Genomic DNA, 20,078 nt, shown 5'->3' with positions numbered 1-20,078 from the left:
TCGGCCGATCAGGTCAGACCACCGGAACCGTCCGGTCCGCCGGTCCGGTGAACGGTCTCGTCGATCGGATCGAGAACCGGAAGACCACTGACGACGTATGGGTTCTGAAGAGCGGACCGTGGCCGGTCGCCGGCCATCTCTTGGTACCTGTCCGGCCACTCGGTCCGCAGCCGCTGCAACGCAGCTCTCCAGAGCGATTTCGCCCGGTCGGGCTCGCTGGGTAGCGCCCCGCTGAAACGCACCCCCAGCGACTCCACATTCTGGATCGCAACGGTCTCGGTCGCGGCCCAATCACAACAAGCGTTCGCGTACTCCTCCAGTGTCTCGTGAACCTTGAGGAACGCGTCCTTCGCGTCGAAGAACGCCCGTCCGATGCCTTCCTCGCCCAGTTCACCGGCAAAGTCGTAGAGAGTCTGCGGCAAGCGGGCCCAGGCCCAGCCGACACTGCACGGGTCGGCTGATGCCGCCAGCTCCAGCACAGCCCGGCGGCTGTAAGGGTCGGGGTGGGGATCGCCCGGCTGTGGTGAGACGCCGTCGCGCATTGCCTCCGGGGCAGGTCGTTTGCCGTCCATGACCTTCGCCATCAGGTACGGGTCCGTCCGCACGTCTTCCCTGAACGCGACGGTCACCGCGGCGTACTGCTGCGGGAACTCTTCTTCGAGCCTCTTCAGCGCATCTGCCCACAGCTGCTTGGCCCGCCGCGTCTCGTCGAGCTCTACCGTGGCGAGGTCGGTCTGCGCCGGAGCGTCCTTCTTGACCTTCCGGACCTCGTACTTCGCCCACGCACAGCATCCAGCAGCGAGCTCGTCCAGATTGTCGTACACCACCTGACAGTCCTCCAGCGCCTCGGCGAACGTCCTGCCGATCACCTCTCCCAAGGCGACATCCTCGATCGCGCCCCGCATGCTCTCCAGTGACTTGCACGCTGCCCAGCCGACGCTGAAAGGCTCTGCCGTGGCGATCAGGTCGACCGCGGCGCGGAGACTGTACGGGCTTCGGCGCGGAGCATCCAGCGCCGGTCCCGCCTCCGCGAGCGCGGCCTCGGCCGCCGCCCGGTCCTCCGGCGACATCTCGGCCAGCATCCGGGCGCGGGCCAGCCGCAGATAGTCGTAGCGCACCTCCGCGGAGACCCATCCACCGACGCCGCCGGCCTCCCTCCAGTAGTCGTCGGTCTCGTTGACAGCGACGTCCCACAGGTGTTGATCCGTCGGCAGCACCGAGAGCATTTCGACGATTTCCTCGTAGTGATCGCCGATCGTCTTCGCAGCCGTTTCGCCGAACAGGACCCGGAGCGGTACCACCACGCGCGCAGCTACCGCCCCGACCGAGAAGGCCGGCTGCGCCTTCAGGATCCGGATCGCCTTCGCCCGCTGCGCTTCCTCGACCTCGACGTCCGCGGCCTTCGTACCGTGGTCGTAGTCATCGGCCCCGTCCGGGGAGAGCTGGTTGCCCACGCGGTTCAGGTGCGTGCCGAGCGGCCCACGATTCTCTGCGATCGCGGAATACACCGCGTACGAGGCGCGGTTCGCGATGGACGGGTCACCGGTCGGCATCTCGCGAGATTCGTCCTCTTCGGCCCCCGCCGCGTCCGCGGGCGACCTCGTCGTCGTCTGCGCAAAGAGCAGCCAGCTGTCTCTGACGAAGTTAGAGAGCGTCCGCTCGCCCCAGTCCTGAGCGTGGACCTTGGCCAACGACTTGAAGTCGGGGATGGCAGCGCCAGCGGTCCGCTTCCAGGAGAAGATGACTGCAGACTCGGCCTTGGTCCCCCGGCTCCGCTGGTCGGCCGACGTCGCTACTCGATAGACCGTGAGCCGTGTGCTGGCCACGTCGCGTACTCCTGCCGGGGTGAAGTACCTCCGTCCGGCCTGCGCGCCGGTCTTTGCCTGTTTCCACATCGCAGTCCTCCTGATCGCGTCGGGCTTACTCGGCTGTCTGCAGAGTTTCCGGGGCGGTGAGCTCGGCGCCGGCCTGCATCGCAAGCTCCTCGATCAACGCCTGAACCTGCCCCGAGACCGTCAGGGTGACCTCGGCAAGCATGGCGTCCTGGTTCTCGAGCAACTGCTGCATCCCGAACGCCTCGACCAGTGCCGGGAAGACCGTCGTCTGCAACGACTCATACAGGGCCGGCAGTACGTCGTCCTCCGTAACCAGGACGACGCCGGATGGCGCGCCTTGTCCGCTCGCAGCCGGCACGGCGGCAGGTGCCGGGGCGGCCGGAGCCGATACGACGGCCAGGTACTGTTCGCCGACCGGGTCGCCCTGGAAGACGCGGTTGTAGTCCTCGACCACGGATGTGGCGCCGTCGAGGGCCTGATCGATGAACTTGGTGAGGCCGGACCAGCCGGCCGATGGCAGCGGGTTGCTTGCTGCGGGTTCCTGCATCGAGTTCATGCTGGGCCACCTGTTCTGTGGTTCGCGCGGATGCGACGCCGTTGTGACGACCACTCTCGCCGGGGGCGATCTGGCCCCGGGTAGCTCAGCGGACCGGCGATCGAGCGTCTCGCCGTACCCGATCGGGCAGCCACGAGTGCACGATGTCCGGTCCCTGCTCTTCCCGGGTCCCGGCTCGCAGGCCGCAGTGTGATCCGCATCGTGCTGGTCAGGGACCTCGGAAAGGAATCGACCATGGTGGATGCCCCTGAGCGCCGGATCGGTCGGGTCGTCAGCGTAGTGACGCTCGTCGGGTCCGACGTCGACGTGTGGTGGGAGCAGTTCCGCGTAGCCAGCGGAGAGCTGGACGGCGAGGGCGGAATGGCGGGATTCCGGTCGAAGCTCGCCGAAGCCGCCGGGGAGCGCGGGCTGCGGACGGCGGCCGAAATCTTCGAGCAGTACCTCAACTACGACTCCAGCGTCGACGAGAGTCTGCTCAAGGCGGTCGCGGCGTTGGGTGCGGGCCTCGCGGAGATCTACCGAACCATCGAACCGTTCAGCTGGATCAGCGATGCGAGTTGGGACTCGCTCGACAACCTCTGGCCCCGGTACTGGCCCAGCGTTCTGGACGAGCAGCTGACTGCACGATGGGGTGACGCCTGGCAGGAGCACCCTGACGAACACAAGTGCGCCTGGCTGGACAACCTGATCCCGGAGTTCGTCTACGGCCCGGCGATCGAGGATTCAGCAGCCGAGGCGACGCCTGCCGAGTCCACAGCCGCGGAGCCGGCACCCGATCCCGGCGTAGTCGCCGCACAGGCCAAGGATCTGATCCTTCGGGCGGTCGCGCGCTTCGAGGCGGAGAACCCCGGCGTGACAGTTCCACCCGAGGTGGCGGACCACCTGTTTCACGAGCGAGCGTCGGCACGACGCTGACGCTCAGCCGACCTCGCTGATCGCGGCCGCGACGACGGTGCTGGCGCGGTCGAGGTGGGCGGTGGTGAGGGCGGCGTTCGCGGTTAGGCGGAGGCGGGAGAGGTCGTCGGGGGTGGAGGGTGGGCGGAAGCTGCCTACTCTTACTCCGTTGTGGGCGCAGTAGTTGGCGGCCTCGACGGTTTCTCGGGGGCCGGGCATGGGGATGGAGACGACGGGGCCTGATGGGGTGGGCACGTTGAGGGCTGTGGCCAGGTGGGTTGTGGCTTGGTGGATGGCGGCGGGGCGGTCCGGTTCGGACTTCAGGATTTGGAGGGCGGTTAGGGCGGCGGCGCAGGCGGCGGGGTTTAGGGCTGTGTCGTAGATGAAGGGGCGGGAGCGGTTGATCAGGTGGTTGCGGAGTACCTCGGGGCCTAGGACTACGCCGCCTTGGGAGGCCAGGGACTTGGAGAGGGTCATGGTGAGGATTACGTGGTCGAGGCCGGCGAGGCCTGCTGCGTGGACGGAGCCGTGGCCGTTGCCGGTGACGCCTAGGCCGTGGGCTTCGTCTACCAGGAGGACGGCGTTGTGGGCCAGGGCCAGCGCGGCTAGCTCGGCCAAGGGCGCTCCGTCGCTGAGGACGGAGAAGACGGACTCGGTCATGACAACCGCGTGGGCTTCCTTGCGTTCGGCAAGGGCTTTCTCTACTGCTTCGACGTCGTTGTGCGGGACAACTTCCACCCGCGAGCGCGACAGGCGGCAGGCGTCCACCAGTGAGGCGTGGATGTGTTCGTCGGAGATCATCAGCGTGCCGGGGCCGCCCAGAGCCGTGACGATGCCCAGGTTGGCCAGGTAGCCGGAGGAGAAGACGAGGGCGGACTCCTGGCCGACGTACGCCGCCAGCTCGGACTCCAGCTGTTCGTGGAGGGTTGTGGTGCCGGTGACCAGGCGGGAGGCGGTGGAGCCGGTTCCCCAGATTCGGACCGCTTCGGCGGCCGCGGAGATGACGCGCGGGTCGCGGGCGAGGCCGAGGTAGTCGTTGCCGGCCAGGTCGATCAGGTGGTCGTCAGCCGCGCGAGCATGCAGGCGACGGGTCAGGCCGCGGGACTCCAGGGCGGCGGCCTTGGGGGCGAGCCAGTCTTCGAGCATCAGCCGGCCTCCTCGATTGCGCCGACGATGCCAGCGGTGATGGTGGCGATGTCGTCGGGAGTGCAGATGTACGGCGGCATCGTGTAGACGAGGTCGCGGAACGGGCGGATCCAGACGCCGCGCTTCAACGCAGCCTCAGTCATCCGGGGTAGGTCCACCGGACCGCCGAGTTGTACGACGCCGACCGCGCCGAGGACCCGGACGTCCTTGACCGCGGGCAGGTCGACCGCCGGAGCCAGACCGGATGCCAGGCCCGCCTGCAAGGACGCGATCCGAGCAGCCCAGTCCTGACCCAACAGCAGGTCGATCGAGGCCAGGGCCACCGCGCACGCCAGGGGGTTGGCCATGAAGGTGGGTCCGTGCATGAGCGCGCCACCCGGGCCGTTCGACACAGTTTCACCGACCTCGGTGGTGCACAGCATCGCGGCCAGCGAGAGGTAGCCGCCGGTGAGGGCCTTGCCGACGCACAGGATGTCGGGAGCGATGCCGGCGTGCTCGGAGGCGAACAAGGTTCCGGTACGCCCGAAGCCGGTGGCGATCTCGTCCAGAATCAGCAGGAAGCCATGCTGATCCGCGAGCTCACGCAGGATGCGAAGGCAGGCCGGGCTGTACGGGTACATCCCACCCGCACCCTGCAGGATCGGCTCGACGATGATGCCGGCGACCGAGTCCGAATGCTCCGCGGCCAGTGCTGCCATCGAGGCGGCCCAGGCCTGTAGCTCGGGGTCGTCCGCGGGTCGGTCGAAGCCGGCCGGGGGCTGCGGGCCGAAGACCTGTTCCTGCAAAGCTCCGACGAACAGCGAGTGCATGCCGTTCACGGGATCACACACGCTCATCGGCGTGAACGTGTCGCCGTGGTATCCGCCGCGCACGGTCAGCATCCGGGTGCGGCCGCTGAAGCCGCGGGCGACCTGGTACTGCAGCGCCAGTTTCACAGCGACCTCGACCGACACTGACCCGGAGTCGCAGAAGAACACGTGCTGCAGCGGGTCAGGTGTCAGCGACACTAGCCGTGTGGCCAGCTCGACGGCAGGCTCGTGGGTGAGGCCGCCGAACATCACGTGGCTGAAGGAGTCGACCTGCTCCTTCACAGCGGCGTCCAGCACCGGGTGGCGGTAGCCGTGGATCATGCACCACCACGACGACATCGCATCGATCGCCTCGACGCCGTCGAGCTGCAGACGCACACCGGAGGCTCCCGTCACCACCCGCACCGGCGAAGGCGAGGTCAGTGAGGAGTACGGGTGCCACAGCAGCCGGGCGTCACGTTCCAGCAGGCTCATGACGAGACCACCGAGCCGTGGACGGAGCAGCGGGCCGTCCAGCCCATGGGGTGGACCTGGACGACCATCCGCCGGCGGCATTCGGCGCAGTACCGCGGTGGCTCCAGCGCCAACGCCCGCGCGCACGGCTCGTGCGAGCCCTCCGACAGCGACAGACCACACCGGCCGCAGTACGTCATAGCGTCTTCTGGAGTTCCTTGACCGGCATCTTCAGCTCGGCCAGGAGATCGAGGTCGGCGGTCGCCGGACGGCCCAGCGTGGTCAGGTAGTTGCCGACGATGACGGCGTTGATCCCGCCGAGCAGCCCGTCGCGGGTCCCCAGATCGCCCAGGGTCAGCTCGCGACCCCCGGCGTACCGGAGCACCGTGCGCGGCATCGCGAGCCGGAACGCGGCGATCGTCCGCAGCGCGTCCTTGCCGTCCATGACCTCCATCTCGCCGAACGGCGTCCCCGGCCGCGGGTTCAGGAAGTTCAGTGGCACCTCGTGCGGCTCCAGCTCGGCCAGCTGGGCGGCGAGTTCGGCGCGCTGCTCCAGCGACTCCCCCATCCCGACCAGTCCGCCGCAGCACAGCTCCATACCGGACTCACGAACCATCAGGCAGGTCTCCCACCGCTCCTCGAAGGAGTGCGTGGTGACGACGTCGCCGAAGTACGAGCGGGCCGACTCGAGGTTGTGGTTGTACCGGTGCACGCCCCACGACTTGAGGTCGTCGACCTGCTCCTGGGTGAGCATGCCGAGCGAGCAGGCGATGTTGATGTCGACCTCGGCGTTGATCGCCTCGATCCCGGCCTTCACCTGCGACATCAGCCGGGCGTCCGGTCCGCGCACCGCGGCGACGATGCAGAACTCGGTCGCTCCGGTCTTCGCCGTCTCCTTGGCCGCCTCGACCAGCTCGGGGATGTTCAGCCAGACCGACCGCACCGGCGAGGTGAACTGGCCGGACTGGGAGCAGAAGTGGCAGTCCTCGGGGCAGCCGCCGGTCTTCAGCGAGATGATCCCCTCGACCTCGACCTCCTCGCCGCACCACTTCACCCGGACGTCGTGCGCGAGCGCGAGCAATTCCGGCAGCCGGTCGTCGGACAGCCGCAGTACCTCGGTCAATTGCTCCTGGCTGAGCCCGCTGCCCTGTTCCAGAACCTGCTCACGTGCCACGTCCAGGATGTCCATGGTTCTCCTGCCTCATCAGAACGGTCGGCTCACACTAAGACAGCCGGGTACGCCGGTTCTGCGGTGGGCGTCACGTGGAACACCGGGGGACGATCTGCTCCAGCCACTCTCCGCAGCGCCGACAGCACGCCCGGAAAGAAATCTGGAAAAGTTCTGGAACCTCGTAACCCCCTGTAGATGGGCTCGTTGATGTGAACAGAGGCGGTTACCGCAAGGAAGACCGCCACCCGGTTACACGGAGCAACGAACCGCTGATCATCACGATCAGCACGCAGAGTGGTCACAACCACTCGGTAAGGCTCGAAACTCTGGAAATCGGAGGTAAGGTAGTAACCAAGAGCTCGGGTCGCCAGCCATGGTTGGTGACCCGATCCCAAGACGCCGGGCGCCTCACCCCGGCTTGAGTGGGTCCCTCGGGAAACGATTTGGGCGGAAACGTTCCCGAGGGACCTGCTCCCTTTTCTGAAGCTTTTTCCAATACCTCGGCACCGACAAGTGCTGAGGTATTTTCATTTGCCCCCACAATTCCCAAACGCGCCCCAACGGCCGGATCAGGATTGCGTTTGCGTCACGACTTGGTCACAGACTGCTTCGGGAAGATCGGGAGCCGCAGCGCCCCCGGCGCATCGACCGGGACCACCGGGTTGGCAGGCTTCACCGGTTGGATCCGCTGGTACGGCGCACCCAGCGCCGGCCGCGGGTCGTCCGAACCCTTGTTCGGCCAGAACGACAGCGCCCGCTCCGCCTGGGCCGTGATCGTCAACGACGGGTTGACGCCCAGGTTCGCGGAAATCGTCGACCCGTCCACGATGTGCAGCCCGTCGTACCCGAAGACCCGGTGGTACGGGTCCACGACACCAGAGGCGGCCGAGTCCCCGATGGCGCACCCGCCGATGAAGTGCGCCGTCATCGGCACGTTGAACGGCTCGCCGATCGTCCCGCCCGGCGTCCCGTTCATCAGCTGCGCCATCCGCCGCACGACCTGGTTCGCGACCGGGATCCACGCCGGGTTCGGCGCGCCGTGCCCCTGCTTCGACGACAGCCGCCAGCGCCCGAACCGGTCCCGCTTGCCGAACGTCGTGATCGAGTTGTCCGCGGTCTGCATCACCAGCGCGATCACGGTCCGCTCGGACCAGTGCTTGAGGTCGTACAGCCGGCGGATGTTCTTCCGCTGGACGCCGAGCTCGCGTACCCAGGTCCGCCAGCGCGGCTTGTCGCCGTCGCCGTCGGTCAGCACGGTCTGCAGCAGCGACATCACGTTGCTGCCCTTCCCGTACCGGACCGGCTCGATGTGGGTGATGTCGTCCGGGTGGAACGACGAGGTGATCGCCACCCCGCGGCTGTAGTCGGTGGTCCGGTCGCGAGAGATTGCCCCTAGCAACGATTCGGAGTTGGTCCGGGTCAGCACGCCGAGCCGCTCGGACAGCCGCGGCAGCTTGCCCTCGTCGCGCAGCCGGTGCAGGAGCTTCGCCGTACCGAGCGCGGACGCCGCGAAGATCACCTGCTGAGCGGTGAACCGCCGCAGCACGCGCCGGTTGTTGGTACGCCGGGTGTCCAGCGCATAGCCACCGTCCGCGAGCGGCTCCACGGACGTCACGGTCGTCATCGAGTAGACCTCGGCGCCGGCCTTCTCGGCCAGGTAGAGATAGTTCTTGGTGAGCGTGTTCTTCGCGTTGTGCCGGCAGCCGGTCATGCACTCGCCGCAGTCGAGACAGCCGGTACGGCGCGGGCCGGCGCCGCCGAAGTACGGGTCGTCGACCTCCACCCCGGGCTCGCCGAAGAAGACACCGACCGGTGTCGGGTGGAACGTGTCGCCCACGCCCATCTCGTCGGCGACCTGCTTCATCACCTTGTCGGCCGGCGTGAAGTGCGGGTACGTCGCCACGCCGAGCATCCGCTTGGCTTGGTCGTAGTACGGCGCGAGCTCGGCCTTCCAGTCGGTGATGTGCGCCCACTGGCGGTCGGTGTAGAACGCGGGCAACGGCTCGTAGAGCGTGTTCGCGTAGACCAGGCTGCCGCCGCCGACCCCGGCGCCGGAGAGGATGATGACGTCGCGCAACGCGCTGATCCGCTGGATGCCGTACCAGCCGAGCTTCGGCGCGAACAGGAACCGCTTCTTGTCCCACGAGTTCTTCGCGAACCCGGCGTCCTCGAACCGCGCACCGGCCTCGAGTACGGCGACCCGGTAGCCCTTCTCGGTCAACCGCAGGGCCGAAACGGATCCGCCGAAACCCGACCCCACGATGACGACGTCGTAGTCGAAGGTCATGGACGGCCGATCTTCTTCAGGACTCGCAGTGCGCCGGTCATCAGTTCGGCGAACTTCTCGTCGGACAGGCCGTGCGAGGCCGCGATCGGGATCACCCGCTGGGTGGCGATCGCCTGCGGTTCGACGTACCGGCGGATGCCCTCGACACCCTGGCGGCGGCCGAGGCCGGAGGACCGCATCCCGCCCATCGGCGTGTCGATCGACCCGAAGGTCGCGCCGTACCCCTCGTTGACGTTGACCGTGCCGGCCATCAGCTGCGCGGCGACCGCGCGGCCGCGGCGGCCGTCGCGGGTCCAGACGCTGGCGTTCAGGCCGTACTCGCCCTCGTTGGCCCGCTGGATCGCCTCGGCCTCGTCGGAGAACCGGTAGATCGAGACGACCGGCCCGAAGGTCTCGTTGTCGAAGCACTCCATCGCCGGCGTCACCCCGGAGAGCACGGTCGGCTCGTAGAACAGCGGGCCGATGTCCGGCCGCGGCTTCCCGCCGGCCAGTACCGTGGCGCCCTGGGCGCGAGCGTCCTCGACGTGCCGGGTCGTGGTCTCGAGCTGGGCCTGCGAGATCAGCGAGCCCATGTCGACGTCCCAGCCGATGCCCGCGGAGATCCGGAGCTTCTTGACCCGGTCGACGAAGGCCGTGACGAACGCGTCGTACACCTGGTCCGCGACGTACAGCCGCTCCATCGAGACGCAGAGCTGGCCAGCGTTCGCGAAGCACGCCCGTACGGCGCCCTCCGCGGCGCGGTTGATGTCGGCGTCGCGCAGTACCAGCATCGGGTTCTTGCCGCCGAGCTCGAGGCTGCAGCCGATCAGCCGCTCGCCGCACTGCTTGGCGACCAGCCGGCCGGTCCTGGTCGAGCCGGTGAAGCAGATGTAGTCGGCGTTCTGGATGAGCGCGCCGCCGACCGTCGGGCCGTCGCCGTTCACCGGGAGCCAGGCGTCGCGCGGCACACCGGCCTCGTAGAGCAGCTCGATCCCGCGGAGCGCGGTCAGCGGGGTCTGGCTGTCCGGCTTGTGGACGACGGTGTTGCCGGCCAGGATCGCGGGCAGGCCGTCGGAGATCGCCATCGTCAGCGGGTAGTTCCACGGCGAGATGATGCCGACGACACCCTTCGGCACGAACCGCACCTCGGCCCGGGTGAGCACCGGGAAGATACCGAGCTTGCGGCGCGGCTCGAGCAGCTCCTGGGCCTTGCGGCCGTAGTACCGGGCCGTCAGCGCGACGTGGGCGACCTCCTCGAACGCCTGCTTCCGCGCCTTGCCGGACTCGCGGATGATCAGGTCGACCAGCTCGTGCCGGTGGTCGAGGACGAGATCGTGGTACCGCAGCAGGATCGCGGCCCGGTCGGCCAGCGGCACCCGGCGCCACGACTGCTGCGCCTTGCGGGCGGTCCGGACCGCGGCGACGACATCGTCCGCGCTGGACACCGGCAGCGTTGCGATCGGCTGCCCGGTGGCGGGCGCGTACGACGTACGGGAGCCGGCCGTCGCGCGCAGCAGCCCCGACAACCGGCGGATGACCGACTGGTCGGTCGCGTACGACGCGGTCGGATCGAGCTCCGGATCCGCGGGAATCGAGGTCTGCTCACTCATGTACAGAGGCTACCTGTCGGTAATGCGTTAAGTCACCACTAAGCTGAGGCGCTGAAGCTGCGAAGGGGTGGAACGTCGAGATGGTGGACAGCGGGGGGCTCTGGACGCCTCCTGAGGACGAGCTCGGTGAGGCGCTGCAGACAGCCCAGGTGCTGATCGAGGAGGGTCGGGCCGACGAGGCCGGGCCGTACCAGCAGCGGGTCATCGAGCTGGCCAGGGAACGGGCCGAGGGGCACCCGAACCACTACGAGGCCAAGCATCTGATGGCCGCGACCCAGTACGAGCTGGCCGGCTCGCTGAACGCGTCGGGCCGGCACGAGGAAGCGCTTGCCGCCTTGCACGAGGCCCAGCTCGGGTACACCGAGCTCGGCGACGCGGGCGTGCTCGACGTGACCTCGTTCCTGGCCGACGTACGGGCCCGGCGCGCGATGACGCAGGCGCACCGCGGTCGCGGCGCCACCGCTGTCCTCGAGATGGACGGCGCGGTCATCGCGTACGGCCAGCTCGTCGGCGGTGCGGACGGGCTGAAGCACCAGCCGGACTTTGCCCGGGTGCTCGCGATGAACTCGCTCATCCTGCGCCGGTACGGCGACCCCGCGCTGGCGGTCGCTTCCGCGGACGCGGCGACGCAGCTCTTCCTGCAGCTCGCGGACCAGATCAACGAGAGCCCGCAATCGCTGTCCTACGCCCGCTACCTGTGTACGGCGACCGCGGTATCAGCCGACGTACACGCTGCCGAGGGCCGGCTGGACCTCGCGCTCGAGGCCGACGAGATCGGCCTGACCACGGCGGACACGCTCGCCGACTCGGACTCGGCGACCGACATGCGCACGCTGGTCGCCGCGCTGACCAGGAAGGGCAAGCATCTCGGCATCATCGGACGGCTCATGGAGAGCGAGAGCTGCCTGCGGACGGCGTACGAGACCGACGCCGACACGGCGGCCCGGGTGGTCGAGGAGCTGGACCGCGGGTTGCCGTTGACGCTGGTGGCGGCGTTGGAGAACGCGGAGATCAAGCTCGGGCCGTTCGAGCAGTACCACCGGCTGTGGGCGCTGAGCGAGCCCGCGCCTGGGATGACGCTGGCCACCGTGTCCGGTCGGACCGATCCGGAGTCGGCTGCCATCCGTGCGGCCGAGCTGGCGGAGCTGGTCTCGCCGTTGCTGCTGCAGGACGTGAACTCGGCGCTGACGCTGGGCCTGGAGGCGCACTACCTGTTCGCGATCTCGTCGGAGCGGGAATCGCTGCGGATGCGGTACGAGACGGCGAAGTACGCACCGATCTGGGCGCGGCTGCTGCTCGACATCTCCGCGGCGTACTTCCAGGCCGGGCGGACCGAGATGGCGCTCGACCTAGGCGGATGGTGCGCGGAGGTCGCGACCGCGCTGATCCCGTTCTCCGATGACGATGCCTCGATGAAGGACCTGGCCGGTGCCTGCTACCGGCACCACGGCGACCTGCTGGCCGCGGCCGGCGACCTGACCGCGTCGTACCACGCGCACGAGGCGGCTCAGCAGCTTCAGCCGGGGCGGTAAGCCGGACGTTATTGACGACTCCTCCCCCGCGGCGGACGCTGGCGCTGAGAGGGGGAGGTCGTTATGGATGTCGTGGAACTGCACAACCGCACGGTCGCTCAGTTTGCCGGGCTGGTGGGTGAGGTGCGGGCCGATCAGTGGTCGGCGCTCACGCCGTGCTCGGACTGGGACGTGCGGACGCTGGTGAACCATGTCGTCGGCGAAGAGCGGTGGGCCGTCCCGCTGATGCAGGGACGGACGATCGCCGACGTCGGTACGTCGCTGGACGGTGACCTGCTGGGGGACGATCCGGCCCGGGCCGCGGCGGCTGCGGCGCGGGAGGCGGTGGACGCGGCGGGGTCCTCCATCGACAAGGTGCATCTGTCGTACGGCGACGAGGATCCGGCGGAGTACCTGCGTCAGCTCGCGGCCGACCACCTGATCCACGGGTGGGACCTGGCCGTCGCGATCGGGGCGGCGCCGCGGATGGATCAGGCCCTCGTGGACGAGGTGGGGGCGTGGTTCGCGGAGCGGGAGGAGCTGTACCGGTCGATGGGCGCGATCGGTGCTCGGCTCGAGGGGTACAGCGATCCTGGGGATGTCCTGCTCGGGGCCTTCGGGCGTGATCCGAAATGGAGTCCCGCGGCGCCGGTGGTCGAAGCCTTCCAGGCGGCGTTCTACCGGGCGGACCTGGATGCCGTGATGGCGCTGGTCACGGACGACCTCGTCTTCGAGACCACATCGCCAGCTCCGGACGGGACGCGGATCGCCGGCGCGGCCGCGGTGCGCGCGGAGTGGGAGAAGCTCTTCGCGAGCACCGACGATCCACAGTTCGAGACCGAGGAGACGGTGGTCCTGGGCTCCCGGGCGGTTGTGCGCTGGCGCTACTCGTGGCGAGAGGCATCCGGAGACCGCGGCCACGTCCGCGGCGTCGACGTACTGCGCCTACGCGACGGCAAGATCGCGGAGAAGCTCTCGTATGTGAAGGGTTAGTTGTCCTGGATTTCGGTGCGCAAGGCGCCGACGAAGAGGCCGGCTTCGACTTCGGTCATGCCGGTCTCGGAGACGACCAGGGCGGTGGCTTGGTGCAGGTCGCCCGCGGCCTTGAGGGCGCGGGTGCGCTCGGCCAGGTTGGCGCCGGGAAGGCGGACAAGCGGGGTGCCGAGGGTGGGTGGCACGTACCTGCCCAGGCGAATGTCGTCGACGAGCTCCTTCGCGTTCTTCAGGTCCAGGCCGGTACGGTCGCGGACCAGCTTCACCGCGTGCACCATCTTCTTGGTCGTGATCAGGAACCGGACCTGGTCCACGTCGCCGGAGGACAGTCGCTCCCGCGCCTCGGCCAGCGCCACGTTGTCCGTGTCCTGCCTGCGTCGCCCGAAGAGTCCCATACGGCAATCCTTCCAGAACCCCTCAACCCGCGAGTACTCGACGCATTTCGTCCCACGCCCTGGCGCCGAGCTCCTGGTCGGCGGCCGGCGAGCCACCCCGAGCCATCCGCTGCCCGGCCGTCTTCGGCGCCTCGCCGGGCAGCACCGCACGATGGCCGGCGGCCGGCTCCACCACGAGCGTGGTCGGACGTTCACCGCGCCGCTCGACGATCTCGTGGGCGAAATCGACGGACGGCCAGACCTGGTCGTCCCCGCCCGCCACCAGCAGGACCTCGCCGCGGATGCGTTCCACCGGGATCCGGGCCTGGTCGGTGTCTGCGGTTCGCAGGCTCTGGCGGTACCAGTCGGTGTAGCTGGGCGGGTCGTCGGTGGACTTCCACGTCACGTCGAACGGGACGAAAGGCAACGGCTTGCCCTGCCACGTCCAGGCTGAGCGCTGCTCGCCGTTCTCGAGGAAACGGCCCCACACATAGGCGCTGGGTGCGAACGCGACCACCGCATCCACCCGCTCGTCCAGCGCGCCCAGCAGCAGCGCCGCCTCGGCGCCCCATGAGTTGCCGACCACGACCACCCGGTCACACCGGTCCGCGAGCTCGTGCACGGGGAACGACTCCAGCGGCACCTCGTGCGTCACCGTCCACCGCGGCGCGAGTACGTCGTACCCCTCGGCCGTCAGCACCCGCGCCCGCTCGAAGTCCGGCGTACCGCTCGAGCCGTGCAGGAGCAGTACGCCGGTCCTCACCCGACGACGACCTCGACCCGCTGGAACTCCTTGAGCTCCGTGTAGCCCGTCGTCGCCATCGCCCGCTTGAGCGCGCCGACCAGGTTCATCGTGCCGTCCGGCACCCAGGACGGGCCGAACAGGATCTGCTCCATCGTCCCGGTCACGCCGACCTCGACCCGCTCACCGCGCGGGAGGTCCTGGTGCCACGCCTCGGCACCCCAGTGGTACCCACCGCCCGGCGCATCGCTGGCCCGCGCCAGCGGCGAGCCGACCATCACCGCGTCCGCACCGCACGCGACCGCCTTCGCCACGTCCCCGGACCGTCCGACCGACCCGTCCGCGATGACGTGCACATACCGCCCGCCGGACTCGTCCATGTAGTCCCGCCGCGCCGCCGCCACGTCCGCGACCGCCGACGCCATCGGCACCGCGACGCCGAGCACCTTCCGCGTCGTGTGCGCGGCACCGCCACCGAACCCGACCAGCACGCCGGCCGCACCGGTCCGCATCAGGTGCAGCGCGGCCTGGTGCGTCGCGCACCCACCGACGATGACCGGTACGTCGAGGTCGTAGATGAACTGCTTGAGGTTGAGCGGCTCTGCCTGCCCGGACACGTGCTCGGCGGACACCGTCGTACCGCGGATCACGAAGAGGTCAACGCCCGCGTCCACCACGTGCTTGGCGAACTGCTTGGTCCGCTGCGGCGACAGCGCGCCGGCGACTGTGACGCCGGAGTCGCGGATCTCCTGCACCCGCTGGGAGATCAGCTCGGGCTTGATCGGCGCGGAGTAGATCTCCTGCAGCCGGTGCGTGGCCTCCTCGGTGGTGAGCTGCGTGATCTCGTGCAGCAGCCCGGACGGGTCCTCGTACCGGGTCCAGAGACCCTCGAGGTTCAGGACGCCGAGACCGCCGGCCTTGCCGATCGCGATCGCGGTGGCCGGCGACATCACCGAGTCCATCGGCGCGGCCAGGATCGGCAGCTCGAACCGGTACGCGTCGATCTGCCAGGCGACCGAGACCTCTTCGGGGTCCCGCGTCCGGCGCGACGGCACGATCGCGATGTCATCAAACGCGAAGGCCTGCCGCCCCCGCTTGGCCCGCCCGATCTCGATCTCCGTCATGGGGTCAGGTTACCGGTTGCCGATCGGCGGCCCGGTCGGTGGATCGATCCGGCGCCACGCCGCCGACAGCTCCGGCCCCAGCAGCCGCACGATCTCGCCACCGCGTTGCCCGGGGGCCGGCAACAGCTCGAGAAACGAGACGTTGATCGCGTTGTCGACGGCCGGGTTCTCGCCGTACTCCAGCTCCAGGAACTCCAGCACCGGCGCCACCTCCATCCACCGCCCCTGCGCGACCAGCTCGGAGGCTTCCGGGGCGAGCCGCACGAGCAGGTCGTCCGCCAACCGGTTGTAGCGGCGGTCGGAGACGACGCGGTCGGCCAGCTCCGGGAACTCCTCCTCGAACCTGAACACGAACTCGACGACCGACTCCAGCACGCCCGCGCCGTCGTCGAGCAGCTGATTCTCCCGGGCCTCCCAGAGCTTGGGGCCGAGCAGCGTGAGGATGTCGGCGGAGCGGTCGGTCGGCGCCGGCAGATAGGCCGCGAAGAAGACCTCGATCAGGCCGTCGAGCTCCTCGTCGCTGCCGAGCTCAGACTCCAGGAAAGCGAACAGTTGCCGGGTCAGGTCGCGCCGCTCGGCGCCGCGCCGGCGGCAGTCGAGGGCGAGCTTGACCAGGAACCCGGGCAAGTGGTCGACGTCGGCCTGTGGGCCGTCCCAGTCGCCGACGTACCGCCGCTGGTACTCGTCCATCTCGGACCTGAGCCCCGGCACCGCGGTGAACATCCGCAGCGTCAGGGCTTCGTCCGGTTCGATCACCGACCCGAGTAGTTCGGGGCCTCGACCGTCATCTGGATGTCGTGCGGGTGGGACTCCTGGAGGCCGGCGGAGGTGATCCGGACGAAGCGGCCGTTCTCCTGGAGCTCCGGGACAGTTCGGGCGCCGGTGTACCACATCGACTGGCGGAGACCGCCGATCAGCTGGTGCGCGACGGCGGAGAGCGGACCGCGGTACGGGACCTGGCCCTCGACGCCCTCGGCGATCAGCTTCTCGTCCGAGCCGCCGTCGTGCTGGAAGTACCGGTCCTTGGAGTACGACTTGCGCAGCCCGCCGGCCGACGACATCGCGCCGAGCGAACCCATCCCGCGGTACGCCTTGAACTGCTTGCCGTTGATGAACACCAGGTCGCCCGGCGACTCCTCGCACCCGGCGAGCAGCGAGCCCAGCATGACCGTGTCCGCGCCGGCGACGAGCGCCTTCGCGATGTCTCCGGAGTACTGCAGGCCGCCGTCGCCGATGACCGGTACGCCGGCCGGCTTGCACGCCAGCGCGGCCTCGTAGATCGCGGTCACCTGCGGTACGCCGACACCCGAGACGACCCGCGTCGTACAGATGGAGCCCGGGCCGACGCCGACCTTCACGCCGTCCGCGCCCGCGTCCACGAGCGCCTGGGCGCCCGCGCGGGTCCCCACGTTGCCGCCGACGATGTCGACGTTACGGGTGGCCGGGTCGGCCTTGAGCCGCTGGATGATCTCGATCTGGGCCCGCGAGTGACCGTGCGCGGTGTCGACGACGAGCACGTCGACGCCGGCCTCGACCAGCGTCATGGCCCGCTTGTACGCCTCGCCGAAGAAGCCGATCGCGGCGCCGACCATCAGCCGGCCGGTGGCATCCTTGGTGGACAGCGGGAACTTGTCGCGCTTGACGAAGTCCTTCAGCGTGATCAGACCGGTCAGCTTGCCGGCCTCGTCGACCAGCGGCAGCTTCTCGACCTTGTGCTTGCTGAGCAGCGCCATCGCGTCGTCGGCGGCGATGCCCTGCCGGCCGGTGATCAGCGGCTGCTTGGTCATCACCTCGCGGACCGGCCGGGACAGGTCGGTCTCGAACCGCATGTCACGGTTGGTGACGATGCCGACCAGCACGCCGGCGTCATCGACGACGGGCACACCGGAGATCCGGTACTGCCCGCAGAGCGCGTCGGCCTCGCCGATGGTGGCGTCCGGACCGATCGTGATCGGCTGGGCGATCATGCCGGACTCGGACCGCTTGACCAGGTCGACCTGCTGGGCCTGGTCCTCGATCGAGAGGTTGCGGTGCAGGACACCGAGCCCGCCCTGGCGCGCCATCGCGATCGCCATCCGGGCCTCGGTGACGGTGTCCATCGCGCTCGACAGCAGCGGGATGTTCACCCAGATGTTGCGACTCACCCGGGACCGGGTGTTCGCCTCGGAGGGAATCACATCGGACTCGTTCGGCTGCAGCAGCACGTCGTCGAAGGTCAGCCCGAGCACCGCAAACTTGTCGGGAACCCCAGCAGCTGTGACGTCCATAACCAAAGAACACCTTTACACGCGAGAACCGGACCCCCATCGTATCCGCGCCCCACCAACCCCCCGAATCCACCATCCACAACCCACCACCGACAAAGCTGCGCCCGCCGTCGAAACGGCGGGCGCAGCTGGTGTGCTTGTTCTCAGTTAGTCGGCCGGTTGACGATCCCGAGGATGGTGAGGATCGGCTCGTCGGCCGTCGAGCCGTGCGTCCGCTCGATGGCCGCGTGCTTGCCCTCGACGTACTGGCCGGTCGAGTGCTTGCCCTTCGCGTAGTGCTTCCGGACCGAACCGGTCACGGCCGTCTCGGCCGAGTGCTTCCCAACACCCTTCTGCTTGCCGAAGAACCGCTCCGCACTCTGCAGCTCCATCGCCTGACCACTCGGCGTCGGCAGCACCGCCTTCGCCAAACTCTCCACGACCTGGCCCACCGAGTCAGCCGGTACGTCGGTGGCCGGCGTGTCCGTGGCCGGTGCGTCGTGGCTGTTGTCCGAACTCGGCAGCTGACCAACTGGGTCCGTGCTGCCGGAGCCGTCCGTGCTGCCGTTACCCGTCGAGGTCTGGTCCGACCCCGGCGTAGTGGTGTCGGTGGAGTGCGTGTCGTTCGACCCGTTGCCGCCGTCACCGGTCGGCGCAGTCGTCTGGTCACCCGTCCCGGTACCGGTCTCCGTGTTCGCCGGAGTGGTCGGTGCCGAGGTCGGATCGCCGGTCGGCTCAGTCGCCGGCGGCGTACTCGGGTCCGTCGACGGCGGCGTCGTCGTCGCGGGCGGCTCAGCCGGCTGCGTCGGCTGCTCGGTCGGCTGGGTCGTCGGGTCCGTGGTCGGCTGAGCCGGCGTGGTCGGATCCGTCTTGGCCGGGTCCTTGCCCTGGTCCGACTTGGGATCGGTGACCGTCTTGGTCGGCTCCTGCGGCTTGACCTGCGCGACCTGCTCATCCGGGATGAGCGGGATCGCCAGCGGCTGCTCCTTCGGCGGCTGCAGCAGCGGCGGCGTCAGCGGAACCTTGCTGGCGGCCGGCTCCTGGTCGATGCCGGAGTCGGTGTTGTCCTGCTTGGCCCGCTCCTCCTGCGCCTTCTTCTGGAAGTCCTTCGCGACCTTGACGATCTTGGACTTGTCCACGACGGGCATCCCGTCGAGGTCTTCCTTCGGGAAGCTGGTCTGCGGGCGGACCGCGTCGACCATCTTCTCGATGACCTTCTCGTACGGCGAGAGCGGGTCACCGTTGACCGCGGCCGCCACCCCGGAGACCGACAGCGCGGCCACCGCGGCGACCCCGAACGCCAGACCCCGGGTCGCCATCTTGCGGGCGAACGGGTCGGTGATCGGGTTCAGCGCGGCGCAGCGCGCCAGGAATGTCTCCGGATCGTCGATCTTCTCCACCGGAAGCTCGTCCTCGACCTCTACCGCGAGCCGTAGCTCGGCCAGCAGTGCGACGGCCGGGTCGTGCTCGCCGGCCATCCGCGCGGACTCCCCTCCAGCGGCTAGCAGGTCCAGCAGTGCGTCATCGGCGTCTATCGCGTCCAAGTCAAACCGGTCAGCCATGATGCCCCCCTTCCCCTGCTCCTCGTTCCAGCTGTGCCTCATGCCCCACAAACCCCCTGAGCGTGTTCAACGCCCGATGTTGTGCGACCCTCACCGCCCCCGGTGTCATCCCCAGTGCCCGGCCGGTCTCCTCGGCTGACATCCCCGCTACCACCCGGAGGCGCAGGATCTCCCGCAGCTTCTCCGGCAGCTTGTCCAGAAGTCCCATGATGTGCTGGACCTCTGAATGCCGGACCGCGTGCTCCTCCGGCGTCGGTGACTCGTCCGCGCCGTCCGGCAGGTCCGGCGTCGAGACGTCGGCCACCGCGAACGCACGCTGGGCATCGGCGACCTTGCGGGCCGCGATGCCATAGACGAAAGCCTCGAAAGGCCTCCCCTCGTCCCGGTACCGGCTGAGCGCACCGAATACCGCGACGCAAACCTCTTGTGCGACGTCGTCGACCATGTCGGCGCCGCCGGGATAGGTCCACAGACGGGACCGTACGTAGCGGTGCGCTACGGCGCGCACCCGTGTGAGCAGGTCGTTAAGAGCTGTGCGGTCCCCGTCGCCGGCCAGCGCGGCAAGATCCCTGAGCTCGACCCGGTCGTGGGTGGTAGGTACTCGGACCTCTGTCACCCCTCGCCCCCTCGTGTTCGGACCGGTCAGCCTGAAAGATGGTACGGCGCTCATCTTCCTTTGCCTAGTGGCAATTCGTGGTCGTCCCCGGCCCAAACATCACAATCTGTCACTACTCGCCCGTACGCATTGGTCCTGACCAACCGCCCGACCGGTGCCGCGGTGGCACC

Annotated in this window: 17 protein-coding genes; 3 read left to right on the top strand and 14 right to left on the bottom strand. The window is 68.9% G+C overall.

All coding sequences use genetic code 11. The annotated features are described in order from the left end of the window. Nucleotides 1-8: 8 nt before the first annotated feature. Both AB0E69_RS04195 and AB0E69_RS04190 read right to left on the bottom strand, forming a co-directional pair. Complete coding sequence (locus AB0E69_RS04195) at nt 9-1,895, bottom strand: hypothetical protein (protein ID WP_360139213.1); 1,887 nt, start codon at nt 1,893-1,895, stop codon at nt 9-11. Between the two features lie 25 nt (nt 1,896-1,920). Further along, on the bottom strand, nt 1,921-2,391 hold the full coding sequence (locus AB0E69_RS04190; protein WP_360139210.1) for a hypothetical protein: 471 nt from the start codon (nt 2,389-2,391) through the stop codon (nt 1,921-1,923). Between the two features lie 234 nt (nt 2,392-2,625). On the opposite strand from AB0E69_RS04190, the gene AB0E69_RS04185 reads away from it, so the two are divergent. Then, nucleotides 2,626-3,306, top strand: a complete 681-nt coding sequence (locus AB0E69_RS04185) for a hypothetical protein (RefSeq protein WP_360139207.1) — start codon at nt 2,626-2,628, stop codon at nt 3,304-3,306. Between the two features lie 3 nt (nt 3,307-3,309). On the opposite strand, the gene AB0E69_RS04180 is transcribed toward AB0E69_RS04185, so the two are convergent. The 5 genes from AB0E69_RS04180 to AB0E69_RS04160 form a co-directional block, all read right to left on the bottom strand. Beyond that, nucleotides 3,310-4,431, bottom strand: coding sequence for an 8-amino-7-oxononanoate synthase (locus tag AB0E69_RS04180; protein ID WP_360139204.1), 1,122 nt, complete (start codon nt 4,429-4,431; stop codon nt 3,310-3,312). Continuing rightward, complete coding sequence (locus tag AB0E69_RS04175; RefSeq protein WP_360139202.1) at nt 4,431-5,714, bottom strand: adenosylmethionine--8-amino-7-oxononanoate transaminase; 1,284 nt, start codon at nt 5,712-5,714, stop codon at nt 4,431-4,433. Before AB0E69_RS04175 ends, AB0E69_RS04180 begins: the two co-directional genes overlap by 1 nt. Nucleotides 5,715-5,889: 175 nt before the next feature. Further along, complete coding sequence (bioB, locus tag AB0E69_RS04170; protein ID WP_360139199.1) at nt 5,890-6,882, bottom strand: biotin synthase BioB; 993 nt, start codon at nt 6,880-6,882, stop codon at nt 5,890-5,892. Nucleotides 6,883-7,450: 568 nt separating this feature from the next. Next, nucleotides 7,451-9,151, bottom strand: coding sequence for a GMC family oxidoreductase (locus tag AB0E69_RS04165; RefSeq protein WP_360139196.1), 1,701 nt, complete (start codon nt 9,149-9,151; stop codon nt 7,451-7,453). Further along, complete coding sequence (locus AB0E69_RS04160) at nt 9,148-10,740, bottom strand: succinic semialdehyde dehydrogenase (protein WP_360139193.1); 1,593 nt, start codon at nt 10,738-10,740, stop codon at nt 9,148-9,150. The genes AB0E69_RS04165 and AB0E69_RS04160 overlap by 4 nt, the downstream gene beginning before the upstream one ends. A gap of 80 nt (nt 10,741-10,820) precedes the next feature. Here AB0E69_RS04160 and AB0E69_RS04155 point away from each other — a divergent pair, with 80 nt between their 5' ends. Continuing rightward, nucleotides 10,821-12,272 carry a hypothetical protein gene (locus AB0E69_RS04155; protein WP_360139190.1) on the top strand — a complete coding sequence of 484 codons (1,452 nt, stop codon included), beginning with the start codon at nt 10,821-10,823 and terminating at the stop codon, nt 12,270-12,272. A 63-nt stretch (nt 12,273-12,335) separates the two neighbouring features. Then, nucleotides 12,336-13,244, top strand: a complete 909-nt coding sequence (locus AB0E69_RS04150; RefSeq protein WP_360139187.1) for a TIGR03086 family metal-binding protein — start codon at nt 12,336-12,338, stop codon at nt 13,242-13,244. Here AB0E69_RS04150 and AB0E69_RS04145 read toward each other — a convergent pair. From AB0E69_RS04145 to shbA, 7 genes are all read right to left on the bottom strand, one after another. Next, complete coding sequence (locus tag AB0E69_RS04145; RefSeq protein WP_360139184.1) at nt 13,241-13,639, bottom strand: hypothetical protein; 399 nt, start codon at nt 13,637-13,639, stop codon at nt 13,241-13,243. The two genes, AB0E69_RS04150 and AB0E69_RS04145, sit on opposite strands and share 4 nt — an antisense overlap. A gap of 22 nt (nt 13,640-13,661) precedes the next feature. Next, a complete protein-coding gene (locus AB0E69_RS04140; protein WP_360139181.1) occupies nt 13,662-14,381 on the bottom strand; it encodes an alpha/beta fold hydrolase in 720 nt (239 codons plus the stop codon). Beyond that, nucleotides 14,378-15,484 carry a GuaB3 family IMP dehydrogenase-related protein gene (locus tag AB0E69_RS04135; RefSeq protein ID WP_360139178.1) on the bottom strand — a complete coding sequence of 369 codons (1,107 nt, stop codon included), beginning with the start codon at nt 15,482-15,484 and terminating at the stop codon, nt 14,378-14,380. Before AB0E69_RS04135 ends, AB0E69_RS04140 begins: the two co-directional genes overlap by 4 nt. Nucleotides 15,485-15,493: 9 nt before the next feature. Beyond that, nucleotides 15,494-16,240 carry a hypothetical protein gene (locus AB0E69_RS04130; protein WP_360139175.1) on the bottom strand — a complete coding sequence of 249 codons (747 nt, stop codon included), beginning with the start codon at nt 16,238-16,240 and terminating at the stop codon, nt 15,494-15,496. Continuing rightward, nucleotides 16,237-17,751, bottom strand: coding sequence for an IMP dehydrogenase (guaB, locus tag AB0E69_RS04125; RefSeq protein ID WP_360139172.1), 1,515 nt, complete (start codon nt 17,749-17,751; stop codon nt 16,237-16,239). The genes AB0E69_RS04130 and guaB overlap by 4 nt, the downstream gene beginning before the upstream one ends. 143 nt (nt 17,752-17,894) lie before the next feature. Beyond that, complete coding sequence (locus AB0E69_RS04120) at nt 17,895-19,292, bottom strand: hypothetical protein (protein WP_360139169.1); 1,398 nt, start codon at nt 19,290-19,292, stop codon at nt 17,895-17,897. After that, on the bottom strand, nt 19,285-19,908 hold the full coding sequence (shbA, locus tag AB0E69_RS04115; protein ID WP_360139166.1) for an RNA polymerase sigma factor ShbA: 624 nt from the start codon (nt 19,906-19,908) through the stop codon (nt 19,285-19,287). Before shbA ends, AB0E69_RS04120 begins: the two co-directional genes overlap by 8 nt. Nucleotides 19,909-20,078 lie beyond the last annotated feature (170 nt).

It is taken from the genome of Kribbella sp. NPDC026611, from assembly GCF_040638345.1.
GTDB lineage: Bacteria > Actinomycetota > Actinomycetes > Propionibacteriales > Kribbellaceae > Kribbella.
Note: the sequence above shows the minus strand (reverse complement) of the source record. Positions and strands in the feature narration are given on the sequence as shown.